Origin of the sequence: Mesorhizobium sp. M1B.F.Ca.ET.045.04.1.1, from assembly GCF_003952465.1 — a bacterium.
GTDB classification, from domain to species: Bacteria; Pseudomonadota; Alphaproteobacteria; order Rhizobiales; family Rhizobiaceae; genus Mesorhizobium; species Mesorhizobium shonense.
In genome coordinates this window covers 1,561,674-1,575,799 of record NZ_CP034448.1, presented here as the reverse complement: position 1 = coordinate 1,575,799, position 14,126 = coordinate 1,561,674, and the positions used below count along the sequence as shown (strand labels likewise).

Genomic DNA, 14,126 nt, shown 5'->3' with positions numbered 1-14,126 from the left:
GCCTCCCAGACATATCAAGCAAAATCAGACACTTACACGTCAAACCCTCTTGGCACCGGCGGCAGCCTCCCGGAAAAACGATGTGCAGACAAAGATTTAACCGCCTCCTGGAGGCGGTACCTTTATCTTGCCTTCCGCGCCCAGCCCCGCCAGACGCGCCCCCGTCCGCCATGGCTAACGCACCGGCTCCTTCGGCTGCGCGCCGTCCTTGCCGAGCGGCACGAAGAGATCGCCGTTTCGCACGCCTGAGTGAACACCGTCATGAATGAAGAACAGCGACCGTCCGAGAGGAGCGATTTGCGCCTTTGGAGCGACAGATTGGCTTTCGAACGCCTCGATGTCGGCCGCCGAAACTCCGGCCGCCTTGAGTTGGTCGAGGTACTCGACGGTCTCTTCTGGCAGCGGTTTGCCACGCTTCAAATGCTCGTCGTAGCGCTCGGGACCGGCATTGTAGGCGCCAAACAGGCCAGGAAATCCGAAGCGGTCATACATGGCACTGAGATAGGCCGTGCCGGCCAGGATATTGTCGCGCGGATCGTGGGGGTTAGGCCCAAGGCCGTGTTCGACCCGCATCTCTTCATAGGTGCCGGGCATCACCTGCATGAGGCCCATGGCGCCAGCGGGGGAGGTGATGGGGCGGCCGCCGCGCATTGTCTTGCCGCCGCTTTCGGCAGCCATGACGGCATAGATCCAGGCTTGGGGAATATGGAAGCGCCGGCTTGCTTCCGATACCAACGTCTGCCACTTTCGCAGCTGCGGACTTTGGGAGATGGCGACCGGCTCAGCGCCGGTCGAGGCGGAACAGGCGCATGGCGCAATGGCGATCATGCCCAACAAGAGGAGGGTCACTCGGTCCATAGTGGTACGAGCCTCCCGATGACATTTTGAGTGGGAACAGGCCCGAAATAGCGGCTGTCGAAGGAGCGGTTTTTGTCGCTGCCGAGCAGGAAAACCTCGTTATCCCCGAGCGCTCGGCAGCCGTTCCACCATGGCAAAGGTCGGCCTTCGGCGTCGATTTTGAGCCGGCGCGCGACGATGTCGCCGCCGATGATGATGGCGTCATTGAAGGCGCAGACATTATCGTCCGGCAGCGCTGCAAGACGTTTTGCCAGCGGCACATTGCGAGGCAGATAGCTGCGCTCGGCGGCGAGATACGCCGCGTATTCAGGCGGGCGCACGAGCACGAGATCGCCACGCGCCAGCGCTCCCGCAGCGATGCGGTAAAGGCCGATCGGCGCGCTGGCCGAGGCGTTCCAGACCAGCCAAGGGGCGGGCTTTCCCAGCGCCGTGAAGCCCAAAAGACCGAGACCGGCCGCGGCCAAGGCGACCGTCTTACGGGCTCGAACACGCCTCAGGCGGCTGCCGATCAGATGGATGGAAGGGCGCCGCCTCATGAACGGCCTCCCGTGCCGCCCTGGCCGGAACCGGCCTTGCCATCGCCGGCGATGGAGTGCTGCGGGTGTCCTTTCGACCAATGGTCGAGTTCGTCGATGTGATAGCGGACATAGCGGCCGTGCTTGCGGAATTTCGGGCCGCCGCCCTTGAGCCGCATCTTTTCGAGCGTGCGCTGGGAGAGCCCGATATAGAAGGCGGCTTGGGCTGTGCTGAGAAACGGGCTGCCCTTTTTCGCGCGGGCCGCGCGTTCGTTTTCGTCGTCCATGATGATCCTCGTTTCGCTTCGGACAAGCGAGGGCGAGGATGGGCGAGGGAGATCGTCTCGGGGACGGGCGAAGAGTCGGGGGAGAGTTTTCGCCGCCCTTTAGGGCGGACGGGGTTTGGGTGGAACTCCTGGGAATGAGCCCCGCGCCGGGGCTGCGGCGCGAGGCTCTTATCTCGGCCGGTCAGTCGGCCGGGTTCCAGATGATGGCGTAGGTGTCGTGATCGTCCTGGCCGGCGGCTCGGCCGAGATTGGCGTAGAGCTTGCGCGGTCCGAACTCCGGCGCTGCAATCGACAGGCTCACATAATCCTTGCCGGAAGTCTCGCCGGTGCGGATCCAGCCAGCGCCGACTTCGACCCCTTGCGTAAGCACCCGGAAGTCGGGATGGTTATCGGCGCTCTTGGCCTGGTTGGGGACGATATCGATGTCGGCGCGGACGCTGAGCGTCTTGAACTGGCCCTTGTAGGCGCCGTTTTCCTGCTTGTTGACGTAACCGATCGCGGTCATTTCGAAGTCTCCTTTTGTGGTTTCGCCGGGGACCATCCCCTGCGATGGCGCACCGTAATGGGCGCGTCAGGACCGCCTGAATCCGACAGGGCCGCAGCGACAGTGAAGGACCCGAGCGGGCAGCTTTTTTGTGAGCGAAGCGGCGCGAGGAAGCCGCCGCAGGCGGCGGGGAAAAAAGCTGATGGCGCGAGGGTTTCGGGCGGCCGGACCCGCCCATAGGTCGACAAGCCAGCCGCAGGGATGGTCCTTGGAGAGAGCATGGAGACCGCTCGCCAAGTGCGGTCTGTCAGCCAAGCAGGACGCCGGGATGAAACGGCCTGCAAAGATGCTGCGCCCTTATGCCGGATCGAGATCGTGCCAGCGGGTCGGGCGCCAGAGCAGACATCCGGCATGGTGCGATCTATGAAAGCAGGGCTCGCCAGCGGGAATTTGATACGCGAGGGGGCCAAAGTAAGGCTGGATGAGAAGCCGGTGCTACCTGCAGGTCCAGTGTCATGTGGCGGCGCTCGGGAAACCGCTACGCAATGTAACGCGCTCTTATGAGGCGAACAGACCGGCCCCAAAACCGATCGACCGGTGGTCGGCGCGAAACGCGTCATGCCTGTCCGAAAGCTGACAGTGGCAGAAGACGCATGTCGGGTTCCGCACAATTGACCATGCTGGATTTGTGAGGTTTTCAGGGAGAGCCATGCGTTCACTTCCCAGTGAGCTTTGGCACGGCATTTGCTCTTGATGTGGCAACACGGATCGAAGGTTGACTGCATGCACAAGCGCGAGATGAGCAATGCTCTCCTTTCCTGGAGGCTTGGCAGCAGATTCGATTTGACGTTGCGAGGAGCTTCAGCCGCTCGCGGCGGAAGTGATCTCAAATCTGAAGGCACCGTTGGGGCCGCAGCCATCAAACACATCTTTCTCTTTTTCGCAGCTCGTCTTCAACGCGATGCGGACTTCTTCGCGTCGACGGCGGCCGAAGGTGGAGAAGGGGCTCGACTTGCAAAAAGGAGTTGTCAATGACGTCTTACGTTCGCACCAACAGCCCGGCGCAGGTGCGCTCACTGTCCACCTTTGGCAAGCATCTGCAAAGGAGCGTGCTGACGGCGACGCTGCTTGCCGCGGCTTCGACGGGAAGTGAAGCGCAGCCCTATGTTCGTGCTGACGGCAGCACGACTGACGACTTGGAAGCGGCGCGAGCAAGTTGGCGTCATGACGCCGAATTCAATGGAAATGTGGGGCTCGCAGCCATCAACGCGGATGCCGCGTATGCGTTGGGTTCCACCGGGGAGGGGGCCAGAGCTCCTCGCCTGCCCTCGTCCGTCTTGACGAGTGCCCGCTTACAGCCTACCTCACTATCGCGTTAGCACTCGTCCATCGCGAGTGCTAACAAAAACCCCTCAACAGCGCACCAGGGAAAAATCCGAAAATGGCAAAGTCGAAGTTCCGCCCGCTGCATGACCGCGTGGTCGTTCGCCGGGTCGAATCCGAATCCAAGACCGCTGGCGGGATCATCATCCCCGACACGGCAAAGGAAAAGCCGCAGGAAGGCGAGATCATCGCTGTCGGCTTCGGCGCTCGTGACGAAGCTGGCAAGCTGGTCCCGCTGGACGTCAAGGCCGGCGACCGCATCCTGTTCAGCAAGTGGTCGGGCACGGAAGTCAAGCTCAATGGCGAAGACCTTCTGATCATGAAGGAATCCGACATCATGGGCATCATCGGCTCATATCAGGCCCTTTCGTCAACTGAATTCCCGGGCTCGATTGAAGCCCCTGCCAGGAGCTAAAAATGGCTGCCAAAGACGTAAAATTCTCCCGCGATGCCCGCGAGCGCATGCTGCGCGGTGTCAACATCCTCGCTGACGCGGTGAAGGTCACGCTCGGCCCCAAGGGCCGCAACGTGGTCATCGACAAGTCGTTCGGCGCCCCGCGCATCACCAAGGACGGCGTCACCGTCGCCAAGGAAATCGAGCTTGAGGACAAGTTCGAAAACATGGGCGCGCAGATGGTCCGCGAAGTTGCTTCGAAGACCAACGACATCGCTGGCGACGGCACCACGACCGCGACCGTTCTGGCGCAGTCGATCGTCCAGGAAGGCCACAAGGCCGTTGCCGCCGGCATGAACCCGATGGACCTGAAGCGCGGCATCGACCTCGCGGTAACCGACGTCGTTGCGACCCTGATTAAGAACGCCAAGAAGATCAAGACCTCCGAAGAGGTTGCCCAGGTCGGCACCATCGCCGGCAACGGCGATGCTTCGGTCGGCAAGATGATCGCCGAAGCGATGCAGAAGGTCGGCAACGAAGGCGTCATCACGGTTGAGGAAGCCAAGACCGCCGAGACCGAACTCGAAGTCGTCGAAGGCATGCAGTTCGACCGCGGCTACCTCTCGCCCTACTTCGTCACCAACGCCGACAAGATGGTTGCCGAGCTCGAGGACGTCTACATCCTCCTGCACGAGAAGAAGCTGTCCAACCTCCAGGCCATGCTGCCGGTTCTCGAAGCCGTCGTGCAGACCTCGAAGCCGCTGCTCATCATCTCGGAAGACGTCGAAGGCGAGGCTCTGGCCACGCTGGTCGTCAACAAGCTGCGTGGCGGCCTGAAGATCGCCGCCGTCAAGGCGCCGGGCTTCGGTGATCGCCGCAAGGCCATGCTGGAAGACATCGCCATCCTCACCGGTGGCCAGGTCATCTCGGAAGACCTCGGCATCAAGCTCGAGAACGTCGGCCTCAACATGCTCGGCCGCGCCAAGAAGGTGTCGATCTCCAAGGAGAACACCACCATCGTCGACGGCGCCGGCAAGAAGGCCGAGATCCAGGGCCGCGTTGCCCAGATCAAGCAGCAGATCGAAGAGACCACTTCGGACTACGACAAGGAGAAGCTGCAGGAACGTCTGGCGAAGCTCGCCGGCGGCGTTGCGGTGATCCGCGTCGGCGGTGCGACGGAAGTCGAAGTCAAGGAAAAGAAGGACCGCGTCGATGACGCCCTCAACGCGACCCGCGCGGCCGTCGAAGAAGGCATCGTTGCTGGTGGTGGCGTCGCGCTGCTGCGCGCTTCGGCCAACATCAAGGCCACCGGCGTCAATGCCGACCAGGCCGCCGGCATCAACATCGTGCGTCGTGCGCTTCAGGCTCCGGCCCGCCAGATCGCGGCCAACGCCGGTGCGGAAGCATCGATCGTTGCCGGCAAGATCCTTGAGAACAAGGGCGCGACCTTCGGCTACAACGCCCAGACCGGCGAGTATGGCGACATGATCGCCATGGGTATCGTCGATCCGGTCAAGGTTGTCCGTACGGCTCTTCAGGACGCGGCCTCGGTCGCCGGCCTGCTGGTCACCACCGAAGCCATGATCGCGGAGGCTCCGAAGAAGGAGTCGGCTGGCGGCGGCATGCCTGGCGGCATGGGCGGCGGCGGCATGGGCGGCATGGGCGGCATGGATTTCTAATCCAGCTCTGGCAGCTTTCGCAACGAGAGGGCGGCATCAATGCCGCCCTCTTTTTTTGCGAACCTCGGTCCGATGAACGATCGACGCCAACGCCGGCCATCGGCGTTAGGGCAACCTCAAAAGAACTGTCGAGTTGGTTGCGCGCGGCTTTGCGTCATCAGAGGCGCAAGGCGGTCGCGTGTGAGGATTGCGCGCTCCCATAGGCGGTTTCGGCATGTGCCTCGCCTTCGACATCGACATTGCGGCCAAGCAGGAAATCGGCGGCTTTCGAGGCATGGCTTGCGGCGCGGAAGATGGCGCGGTTGTCCTCGCGCAAAACCGTCAGCCATGAGCCGATGTAGTCGGCATGGCGCACGCTCGGCTCGATGCCGAGACTGCTGCAGATGAAGGCTGATGCGATTTCGGCGACCAGTTCCTCGCGCGCATAGGTGTTGGACCCGAAGGAGCCGGACAGGTCGCGCGCGAGTCGCCTCGGGTGGCCGGTCCAGTGTCCAAGCTCGTGAAAGCAGGTCCGGTAATAGTCGATCTGGTGGAAGAAAGCCGGCTGCGGCGGCACCTGTATGGTGTCGCTGCCGGGCATGTAGAAGGCGCGCTCGCCGCCGATGCGAAAATCAGCGCCGGTTGCATGAATGAGCGCCTCGGCCTGCGGGACCATCTCGCGCTCAGGCAGAGGCTCGCCGGCGGCGTAAAGATGTTCGGGCAGATTATCGCACTGCGCGACATCGAAGACGGTGAAGCGCTTCAGGAAGGGCACCGCCTGCGGTTCGTCGCCATCGGTGTCGGCGCGTTGCTTTTCGTTCTTGGGAACAAAGCGGTCAGCGTGAACGATGGTGGTGCCGTGCTCGCCCTTCCTGACATTGCCGCCAAGCGAAAGCGCCTGCCGGAAGGTGAGCCAGTTCTGGCTGGGGAAACCGCGCTCGATGACCGCGCCCCACAGGATCAGGATATTGATGCCGGAATATCGGCGCTGGGTGGCCGCATTCCGCGGCAGGCCGAGGCCTGTCCTTGCCCTGCCCCACGGCTTGACCCATGGCACGGTGCCGCGCTCCAGTTCGGCAATGATGCGGTCGGTGATTTCCTGATAAAGGCTGGCGCCGGTGCGCCCGCCACTGTCTGCGCCAGCCTGTCGGCTGCCGCAACGTTTGTTGTTTGCACGCATCGTGATGTCCTCCGCTCTACAATCGCGCGCCCTCCCCGGAAGCGGGGTGGGCGGCAAAAGCGACCGGAAAGGCCCGCCGTCGGAGGCGGACTGCATCAGCAGGACCGGAACGGAGTGGAGGACCCGAAAGCGACAAGCGAAGGGTTGCGGGACGCCGCGGCGGGCCTAGAAGGGAGTGCTGCCCACCCTGCGCCAGGGGGAAGGCCACAATAGAAAGACGCCGGCCGACAGGCCGGCGACCGTCAGCAGCCGAAGGCTGCCCCGCGCCAGGGGGCGATGCCGCAGGGCCAAGACCGCCTGAGCTTGCCGAAGAAAAGCGGGCTCGGTTCACGAGCACCCGGCCAGCGACTTCAGGCGCGGGCGCTCAGGATTGTTGTTGGCGCCCACGGCAGCTGGATGACCGCAACAAGATTACGAGGAGCGACAGCAAAGCCAGCTGCCACAAACGGCACGCTCCGGCAACAACAGCGTGGCCGGTCTACAGATGCTGCCCCGCACGAGAGCCAGCACGCTTTGAGCGCGCATCGGCGATGCAAGCGTTGCAAGCTGGCCATGTCCACAAGGTCGGCGACCACTATATCGCCGACCACCAACGCGGGCGTACCGTCTAAGTGCAGACCTTTCGCGAGTGCGCGGACCGCGCATTTCATCTGCGATGGCCGGATCTTGCATTCCCGCTTGAGCTGCTCAACGTCAAGGCCTACACGCGCTGCGATCTTGAGAGTGACCCTTCAACTGGGGGAAATCATAAGGGCGCGGTGGAATTCGTCGAACTTTCCCTGTTTTCTCGAGGCGAGTGCGGCGAAGGCTGGGAATTGGGAATCCGGTCCCAGGACCGGGAACTGTTTGATCACAAGCTTCAGATTGGGTTCATGCTTGAAGGCTTTTTGGTAGTTGATATCAGCCAGTCTGCAATGCGGACAGTTGTGGTAGTCATTGAATATGACCAGAACGGCATCGCCTTGCGGGTTGCCGGCGATTGGCGAAGGAGATCGTTGTCGAATGCGCCGCTCCACTTTTGCCTGTCGGTCGACCACGCCTGCCGGTGCAGGTTCGCGCTATATTGGCTCGCCAGCAAGGCGAGGAGTAAAAGAAGAGCTGCGACAGTGATGGCAGTCGGCTTAGACATGAGTCTCCAATCCATGGACGGCGTGGCAGCAACGGCCGCCTTTTTGGTGTAAAATGGGTCAGTTTTGATCGTGCCCCGCAGTTGCTACAGGCGCACAGGTGCCGGTGCGATCTGGCGGTTTCTCAAATACGGCTTTGCGCCATCGGGTCCACCCCAATAGCTGAGCGTCGTTCGCACGGGGAATTGTGTTCACCACGCCGGGCGACTTGACCGTCCACCGCCGGAGCGCTGAACGGTCCGCTAGTGAGGCGCTCCCCGAATCGTCGTTTATCCCGCTCGCCCCGGACCGGGTGACAGCCAGCGTTGCCGCTACGCTGCGGAGAAAAACCGTCAGCGCGTGGCATTCGGACATAAGCTGATCGACGCCAAGAATAAGCCCCACGGAGGTGACCGGTGCGGCCGGAACAAGAAAGAGCGTTGCAGCCATTGTGACGAGGCCTGCACCGGTAATGCGGGTTGTTCCGTTCGAAGGGAACAATGCGACAAACAGCATGAGGATCCGGCAGCCGATCGGGAGATCAGTTTTCGTCGCTTGGGCGATGAAAAGGGCGGCGAGCATCATATTCGTGCCGTCCAGATTGAATGGAATGAGACCCACGACCGAATGCGTGGCGCCGGCCCTTTCCATCTTCTCCATGAGCGAGGCCAGCGCGGCCTCTGAGGAGGACATTGCGAGCAGCAGCTCGTCCTTGATGTATCGGACGAGAGAGAAGAGCGAGCGGCCGTTGTAGCGGCAGACCGCGCCGAACAGGACCGAGAGGAACAAGACTTGCAGGATGTCGCCTTCCGCGAAGGCATTGGCAATCGTTGACGGGATGATGTTCATCAGGAAGCTGGTCACGGACTGCTCGTGAGCCGTGGCCACATAGCCCTTAACGGCTTGGACATCGAGCGAGGCCGGATCGATGTTGAGGCCGGCGCCAGGCTGAACGATATTCGCGACAATCAGCCCGACAACAAAAGCGAGCGTCGAAAAGGTGAGAAAATAGACCATCGCCTTGGCGGCAACTCGGCCGACCTTCTGCAGATCGCTCATGCCGGCAATGCCGGTCGCCATTGTCAGGAAGATGACAGGTACGGTGATTATCTTGACGACATCGACGAAGGCATCGCCGAGCGGCTTCAGGCTGTGGCCGGTCTCCAAATGGAAATAGCCGATTGCGGCACCCAGGATTATGGCGGCAAGTACCTGCACGTAGGTCCGGGCAAAATGGCGCTTGCGGGGCGCTGCGATCGCGCGGGGAACTCTTGGAACCAACACCGTCTCTCTCCTTGACCGGATCGGGGTGGGGCTCCTCCCTCTCCCATGCAGTGCTCCGGTCGAACGCTGCGCCCACTTCGGCGCAAACGATGTGCCAAATAGCAAAGAGGGGAAAACGCGCAGGACCTCACGCAATGCTTGCGATTCGCTCTCCCACACTCGTGCAGTGGTTGCCTGTCGCAACTATGGAAGGGTCGATTCTTGGGAACTCCAAAGGCCGCTCTTTGCGTCGAGCAGCTTGGCTGCCTGGAAGGTTCCCTCTTTGCCTTGCGGTCTGCGAGCTGAGTCCAGATCGTCATCATTTGGCTGCGCGCCGCACGGGGCTCGAAAGATTCAATCGAGGACGGGTCCTCTTGGAAAACGGGGGCAGCGTTGGTCAAGCCCTTCCACCCTGCTGTCCCAATGGTGTTCAGAAGCTCAGTTCACGATCAAGCGATGGATCAGCGTCATCTGGCGTTTGCGCCATCGCGGCGGCGTTGCAACGGGTCTGCCAAAGATGAGAAGGCCGCGAGGCAGGGTCCGAGACCTAGACTCCAACCTCATAGCGCGCTCGGCTCGCGTTCGGAAGGTTCGAACCGCAGCACGATCAGGTGGCGACACCGTTGGTCGGAACCGGAACCCGACGAATGATCGTTCGTGACCGACATCTGTGAACAAGCAGTATGTGTCATTGCAATCACCACCCGTTGCGCGGAAATGCCCATATGGCCGTGAATGAACTGGATTTGGTGATTTTCCAGATGGCGGTGGAAAGCGTCCGCTTGCTCTCTTCAAGCTTTGATGAGAAGGCGGCTGAGATAGCCACGAGGAGCCGTGGTAGCCTTCTTTTTGACGTGCGGGTGGACGGTGACCTGGAGGTCCAGCGAGTCGCAGCCATTGGATATCCAGGCGACAAGATCGGTGTGGTGGCATTGGACCGAGAGGGCCTTGTTAGCTGTTGTTGCCTAGTCAATGGCACCTTCTCACCTTTCATTGCACCGTTGGAGAACTGGACCAGCATGCCCCTTTCGATGCAGGCCCAGATCGATGTCACAGGCTATGCGAGGCTCCTTCTGGCCGCCTTGCGAAATGCTGGACATATGCTGGACAGGTAGCATCGCGATGATGTCTGTGATGAGATGGTGCAAACGGCTGGATGAGGCGATCGCTTGCTGGCAGCTTTGGCAACAAAGCGATCGGTGAGTTCGCAATGCTGGAACACGTCCTTTAGACTCTGCAGTTAAGTTAGCGGACTACCATCTGACGAATGCCCTCTGACAGTCTGCATGGCGCGGCATGCCCTCTTAGGAATGCAGCCGTGGTTCTACACCATCGGCTGTTTTTGTGTCGAAGGCGACGGGCACGCCATGAACGAAGGAAGCGGCCGCCAACAGTTCCTCCAACTCGCGGTCGGTGGCCTTGCATGCCGGCATTAGTGTTCGGATGGCGCGGATCGCCTGCGCCATGGAGAGAAAGCGGACCCTTCCCCTGGAAAGGACATAGGCTTCTGCGGCTTTTTCGACGGTGACGGTGTGAAACGAATTGGTCATGACGAATTCCTCCCTGAACCCTGACCAACCCGACTTATGGCACGAATTCGACCGCCTTCAAGCCTATGTCCGATTGCGGACAATAGCTGCGATTCGTTCAAAACCGCTGATGCTTTTGGGCGACCTGGTGAGGGGCAAGGAGACGTCGGCTGAACCCGTTTCAACCGACATGCTTCAGGCAGCGGCCAGGCCGAAATAACGCTGCTCCTCCTTGTCATAAGCGCCATGTGTGAGCTTTATCAATCCGGCACGGTCGATGATCGTGATCTCGCCGCGCTTGGCGTGCACCAGTCCTCGATACTCAAGCATTTGCAGGGCCGTGGTGACCCCGGGCGGTGGGCGCGAGCATGGTCGCCAGAAATTCATGCGTCGGGAGGATCTTATCTCCTTCCGCACGGTCGTGGACCATCAGCTGCCAGCGGGCCAGCCGTTCTTCGATCTTGGAGTGGCCATTGACCAGTGCCGTCCGGCATGATTGGACGAGGAACGCGTGGGCATAATCCAGCACTGAGGTGCGAAGCGACGGGCTAATCGCAGGGCGAAGGTTTTCAACCGGCAGGCGCCAGGTAGTGCTTTCCTTTCCGAGAATGACGGCAATTCCTTTCATCCCGTCATAGCCGACAATGCCGACTTCACCTTGCCGCCCGCCGGTCATGGTGGCGACCACCGACGCGATGCCCCTCTCGGGAAAATATACGTTCTTGATCGGCTGATGCGCGACCTCCAACTGGTCCTTGATGCCCGGTTCGACGTGATGCAGCGATGGTCGCAAAAGCGCGAAGTCCTGCGGGGTGAGGGCTTCAGCACCTGGTCGCGAAAGAGGGATCGGGCAAGGCTCTCTTCCAACGGGGCAAGAGCGCGTACGTCTTACTGTCGGCTGCACCGAAGTAAATGCCGGCCGATGCCAAAGCATAGGCTTCGAAACGCGCGATTGCAAAGCCCTGTCGGGGCAGTGCAGTCATGCTAGAAGTCGCGCCGCCTACGATAGGCAGCGGATGACATGATTCCCTTCTGCGGCGGCCACCAAGAACGGCTCGGGCACGCTTTAATCGTTCATACACAAGCTCGCAGGAATGTAAGCAGCGGAACAATCGGGTGATTCGTACCGCCCTGCCCTTTCAGAGATCAAGTCATTGGACGTCAATTCGGCTGGAACGCCTCGTCGAACGGCCCAGGAAAATGCAGCCGGATGAGCAATGGTGGTTCACCTTATGTGCGGTCCCGGATATGCGGTCCGGCGGCTCATCTCCCAATAGCTTGTCGATGGGGAAGTGGAACTCGTCATGTCGCCGCGAACCGTCACCGCGCTAGCGGGGCTCTTTTGAAGACGCCGGTGTTTTTCTTTGTGGAACTGAATCTGTGAGGTGATTGATGCATGAATCAAACATTTGCGTATTTCCGCTGCATCGGCGACGTATATTGGTCGAAAGTATCGCCCAGGCCCTCGAGACCAAGAACGGCGAGGCGGCGAGTGCGTTCTGGCGCTGTGCTGCCAAGAAAATGCTCATTCAATTGTCCGATGTAGGAATTGCGCCAGAGCTCGCTGCGCAGGAGGTTGGAAGCCTTCTTCATGCGGTCTTGGACGACATGGCCAACCGAACGGTAATGCACAAAGCATAGGCTCGGGCGCTGTTGGACCGCGCGTCAGCTCGGGTCCTTATCAGGGGACTGCTCCGACTGGCCGACGGTCCGGCCAAACCGGCATACCGGCAAAGGTTTGAGGTTGCGATCGCTCACGGCGGCCGGTCCAATATTCTAAGACGACCTCAGAAGCCACGTTGGCTTCTTTGGACGAAGCGGAGGGGCGCCATTTTGGCGTGCTCACGCTGGACTGCGGGTTGCGCCTACGGAAATCCAAAGTCCGGCCGCGCGAGCCAATCGACCGGAACAGTCGAAAGCTCGTGGGGGCGGGTCCGCTCACCCTCACGGCGGCGGTGGCGGCCGTGAGCAGACTTAACTCAAGTCACGGCTGAGCATCCGCAGGCGCTATGCCGATTGGATGAGAACTGGTTGCCACAACACCGGCCCGTTGAGGCGTCCCCTCCAGCGGATGCGCAAGAGACTGGCGTAGGAAATATCGAGGAAGCCGGCGACTGCCTCGGTGTTGCCGACCTGCTTGGGCTGTCCGATACGTGACAACGGCCAGGTGGCGAGACGAAGGATCCTTTCGATGCGCGTATCTGTCACCGTTACGATCCCGGAGAGATTGTTGGCCAAGCCGAATTCGATGATCCCCGCGAAGAGCTCGTAGGTTGCTTGGGCCAGGCCGCCAGCTGCCTTCGGCGCTGTCGCAGGGAGATCGAGCGCGAAACGACTACTCTCCCAGATATCGGCACTCGCAGGGACCACCATCTCATCCAGCAGCGTCGGAAACGTATCGCGCAACATTGTCGGTCCGGTGGTCGGCAAAAGGCGGACGCAGCCGCAAGTTCGCCAATCGGACCCCTTGAGAAGCAGGTAGACGGGGTTCAGGCTGTCAAACGGGTCCGTTTCCATTTCGCCTTCGGTCTGCACTTCCCAATCGAGCCGCTTCTTGAAAACCCGATACCTAAGTCCGTGCATTTCCTTGAGTTCGCTCGCAAACTCGGCGTAGCAGTCGGGTGTTATCAGCTGCATCATTGTCGTCTCCGTGCGGGATGTGTCCACGCAATCGAAGGGCAAAGCCGTCATGAATGCAGCCTGTAGACCTTTACAGCTAGACTTGGAGAGGATCAGGATCTCGCCCGAGCAGCCATCCGCACTACGGCCTGGTTGATGGTTCGCACGCCAAGCTTCGCCTTGGCGTTTTCCTGATGGAAGGTCACGGTGCGTTTCGAGACACCGAGAATCTGGCTGATATCCCAGGCCGACTTGCCGCACGCCGCCCATTTCAGGCACTCGAACTCCCGCCGGGTGAGCGTTATGCCATCTACCACGCAATCTTCGGCGAGCCTGCGCCGGGCATGGATATGAACGTTGATCGCAACCAGTTGCATTGCTTTTTCGTAGCGCGTCAGCGACCTCAGAAATGGCGGATGCGCCTCGTTGGAGGCGAAGGTCAGTGCGGCGAACCGGCCGCGATGATCATGCATCGACATGGTCAGTCCGCCGCGAATGCCGAACTCAGCTGCTTTTTCCAGGACTTCCTGCTGAGAGGTCGGCAAATAACGGTGATCGCGGTCCACACCCCAGTCGAAGGTATCCCAGCCCCGCAGTCCCCGCAGGATCACGGGATCCACGCTGTGGTAGCGCTGTTGCAGGTAATGTGATGTCCATGATGATGGATAATTCGAGATCAATCGCGGCCTGTCGCCGGAAGCGGATGGGTAGGTGAAATAAGCGAAGAGCGGAAAGTCGAACCCGGCTGCGGCGGACGCCATTGCCTCATGGAGATCGACGGCATCGACGCTTGCAGAGAGTTGCTCGACCAAGGTTTCAAATACGCGATGCATCTGCGCTTAGCGTACCT

At 60.9% G+C, this 14,126-nt stretch carries 16 protein-coding genes and 1 pseudogene; 6 read left to right on the top strand and 11 right to left on the bottom strand.

What is annotated here, in order from left to right:
• Positions 1-174: 174 nt before the first annotated feature.
• The 4 genes from EJ071_RS07690 to EJ071_RS07675 all read right to left on the bottom strand — a co-directional run bounded on the left by EJ071_RS07690 (position 175) and on the right by EJ071_RS07675 (position 2,165).
• Positions 175-858, bottom strand: a complete 684-nt coding sequence (locus EJ071_RS07690) for a lytic transglycosylase domain-containing protein (RefSeq protein WP_024505647.1) — start codon at positions 856-858, stop codon at positions 175-177.
• Entirely contained in the window at positions 846-1,394 is a 549-nt protein-coding gene (locus tag EJ071_RS07685) for a S26 family signal peptidase (RefSeq protein ID WP_024505646.1), read from the bottom strand. The genes EJ071_RS07690 and EJ071_RS07685 overlap by 13 nt, the downstream gene beginning before the upstream one ends.
• Positions 1,391-1,660: a helix-turn-helix domain-containing protein gene (locus EJ071_RS07680; RefSeq protein WP_024505645.1), complete on the bottom strand. Its 270-nt coding sequence runs from the start codon at positions 1,658-1,660 to the stop codon at positions 1,391-1,393. Before EJ071_RS07680 ends, EJ071_RS07685 begins: the two co-directional genes overlap by 4 nt.
• Positions 1,661-1,841: 181 nt before the next feature.
• Positions 1,842-2,165 carry a DUF736 domain-containing protein gene (locus EJ071_RS07675; RefSeq protein WP_024505644.1) on the bottom strand — a complete coding sequence of 108 codons (324 nt, stop codon included), beginning with the start codon at positions 2,163-2,165 and terminating at the stop codon, positions 1,842-1,844.
• Between the two features lie 1,010 nt (positions 2,166-3,175).
• Here EJ071_RS07675 and EJ071_RS07670 point away from each other — a divergent pair.
• The 3 genes and pseudogenes from EJ071_RS07670 to groL all read left to right on the top strand — a co-directional run bounded on the left by EJ071_RS07670 (position 3,176) and on the right by groL (position 5,600).
• On the top strand, positions 3,176-3,523 hold the full coding sequence (locus EJ071_RS07670; RefSeq protein WP_063169239.1) for a hypothetical protein: 348 nt from the start codon (positions 3,176-3,178) through the stop codon (positions 3,521-3,523).
• Positions 3,524-3,585: 62 nt separating this feature from the next.
• Positions 3,586-3,879: pseudogene (groES, locus tag EJ071_RS07665) on the top strand (co-chaperone GroES); the annotation flags it as partial.
• Positions 3,880-3,944: 65 nt separating this feature from the next.
• Entirely contained in the window at positions 3,945-5,600 is a 1,656-nt protein-coding gene (gene groL / locus EJ071_RS07660) for a chaperonin GroEL (protein ID WP_126057772.1), read from the top strand.
• A gap of 157 nt (positions 5,601-5,757) precedes the next feature.
• Here the strand turns inward: groL and EJ071_RS07655 are convergent, their stop codons facing one another.
• Positions 5,758-6,759 (bottom strand): zincin-like metallopeptidase domain-containing protein, encoded by a 1,002-nt coding sequence (locus EJ071_RS07655; RefSeq protein ID WP_126059319.1) that lies wholly within the window; start codon positions 6,757-6,759, stop codon positions 5,758-5,760.
• 611 nt (positions 6,760-7,370) lie between these two features.
• Between EJ071_RS07655 and EJ071_RS39305 the strand changes: the two genes are divergently transcribed.
• Positions 7,371-7,940 (top strand): hypothetical protein, encoded by a 570-nt coding sequence (locus EJ071_RS39305; protein ID WP_245454735.1) that lies wholly within the window; start codon positions 7,371-7,373, stop codon positions 7,938-7,940.
• 6 nt (positions 7,941-7,946) lie between these two features.
• Here the strand turns inward: EJ071_RS39305 and EJ071_RS07645 are convergent, their stop codons facing one another.
• Positions 7,947-9,146, bottom strand: a complete 1,200-nt coding sequence (locus tag EJ071_RS07645; RefSeq protein ID WP_306462679.1) for a cation:dicarboxylase symporter family transporter — start codon at positions 9,144-9,146, stop codon at positions 7,947-7,949.
• A 707-nt stretch (positions 9,147-9,853) separates the two neighbouring features.
• Between EJ071_RS07645 and EJ071_RS07640 the strand changes: the two genes are divergently transcribed.
• Positions 9,854-10,243, top strand: coding sequence for a hypothetical protein (locus EJ071_RS07640; RefSeq protein WP_024505560.1), 390 nt, complete (start codon positions 9,854-9,856; stop codon positions 10,241-10,243).
• A 189-nt stretch (positions 10,244-10,432) separates the two neighbouring features.
• On the opposite strand, the gene EJ071_RS07635 is transcribed toward EJ071_RS07640, so the two are convergent.
• The 3 genes from EJ071_RS07635 to EJ071_RS07630 all read right to left on the bottom strand — a co-directional run bounded on the left by EJ071_RS07635 (position 10,433) and on the right by EJ071_RS07630 (position 11,450).
• Positions 10,433-10,678, bottom strand: a complete 246-nt coding sequence (locus tag EJ071_RS07635) for a hypothetical protein (RefSeq protein ID WP_063169243.1) — start codon at positions 10,676-10,678, stop codon at positions 10,433-10,435.
• A gap of 174 nt (positions 10,679-10,852) precedes the next feature.
• A complete protein-coding gene (locus tag EJ071_RS40015) occupies positions 10,853-10,987 on the bottom strand; it encodes a hypothetical protein (RefSeq protein WP_256754986.1) in 135 nt (44 codons plus the stop codon).
• Positions 10,980-11,450: a hypothetical protein gene (locus EJ071_RS07630; RefSeq protein ID WP_245454734.1), complete on the bottom strand. Its 471-nt coding sequence runs from the start codon at positions 11,448-11,450 to the stop codon at positions 10,980-10,982. The genes EJ071_RS40015 and EJ071_RS07630 overlap by 8 nt, the downstream gene beginning before the upstream one ends.
• Before the next feature lie 599 nt (positions 11,451-12,049).
• Here EJ071_RS07630 and EJ071_RS39300 point away from each other — a divergent pair.
• Complete coding sequence (locus EJ071_RS39300) at positions 12,050-12,298, top strand: DUF6074 family protein (protein ID WP_063169245.1); 249 nt, start codon at positions 12,050-12,052, stop codon at positions 12,296-12,298.
• A 366-nt stretch (positions 12,299-12,664) separates the two neighbouring features.
• Here the strand turns inward: EJ071_RS39300 and EJ071_RS07620 are convergent, their stop codons facing one another.
• Together EJ071_RS07620 and EJ071_RS07615 are read right to left on the bottom strand one after the other, a co-directional pair.
• Positions 12,665-13,297: an acyl-homoserine-lactone synthase gene (locus EJ071_RS07620; protein ID WP_126057769.1), complete on the bottom strand. Its 633-nt coding sequence runs from the start codon at positions 13,295-13,297 to the stop codon at positions 12,665-12,667.
• Between the two features lie 92 nt (positions 13,298-13,389).
• Positions 13,390-14,109, bottom strand: a complete 720-nt coding sequence (locus tag EJ071_RS07615) for a LuxR family transcriptional regulator (protein WP_126057768.1) — start codon at positions 14,107-14,109, stop codon at positions 13,390-13,392.
• Between the last annotated feature and the right edge of the window lie 17 nt (positions 14,110-14,126).

Bases quoted from the DNA above. Each gene is read 5' to 3' on its own strand.
- EJ071_RS07620 (WP_126057769.1), bottom strand. From the start codon at position 13,297: ATGATGCAGCTGATAACACCCGACTGCTACGCCGAGTTTGCGAGCGAA.
- EJ071_RS07675 (WP_024505644.1), bottom strand. From the start codon at position 2,165: ATGACCGCGATCGGTTACGTCAACAAGCAGGAAAACGGCGCCTACAAG.
- EJ071_RS07655 (WP_126059319.1), bottom strand. From the start codon at position 6,759: ATGCGTGCAAACAACAAACGTTGCGGCAGCCGACAGGCTGGCGCAGAC.
- groL (WP_126057772.1), top strand. From the start codon at position 3,945: ATGGCTGCCAAAGACGTAAAATTCTCCCGCGATGCCCGCGAGCGCATG.
- EJ071_RS40015 (WP_256754986.1), bottom strand. From the start codon at position 10,987: ATGCTTGAGTATCGAGGACTGGTGCACGCCAAGCGCGGCGAGATCACG.
- EJ071_RS07635 (WP_063169243.1), bottom strand. From the start codon at position 10,678: ATGACCAATTCGTTTCACACCGTCACCGTCGAAAAAGCCGCAGAAGCC.
- EJ071_RS07680 (WP_024505645.1), bottom strand. From the start codon at position 1,660: ATGGACGACGAAAACGAACGCGCGGCCCGCGCGAAAAAGGGCAGCCCG.
- EJ071_RS07670 (WP_063169239.1), top strand. From the start codon at position 3,176: ATGACGTCTTACGTTCGCACCAACAGCCCGGCGCAGGTGCGCTCACTG.
- EJ071_RS39300 (WP_063169245.1), top strand. From the start codon at position 12,050: ATGCATGAATCAAACATTTGCGTATTTCCGCTGCATCGGCGACGTATA.
- EJ071_RS07690 (WP_024505647.1), bottom strand. From the start codon at position 858: ATGGACCGAGTGACCCTCCTCTTGTTGGGCATGATCGCCATTGCGCCA.
- EJ071_RS07685 (WP_024505646.1), bottom strand. From the start codon at position 1,394: ATGAGGCGGCGCCCTTCCATCCATCTGATCGGCAGCCGCCTGAGGCGT.
- EJ071_RS07615 (WP_126057768.1), bottom strand. From the start codon at position 14,109: ATGCATCGCGTATTTGAAACCTTGGTCGAGCAACTCTCTGCAAGCGTC.
- EJ071_RS07640 (WP_024505560.1), top strand. From the start codon at position 9,854: ATGGCCGTGAATGAACTGGATTTGGTGATTTTCCAGATGGCGGTGGAA.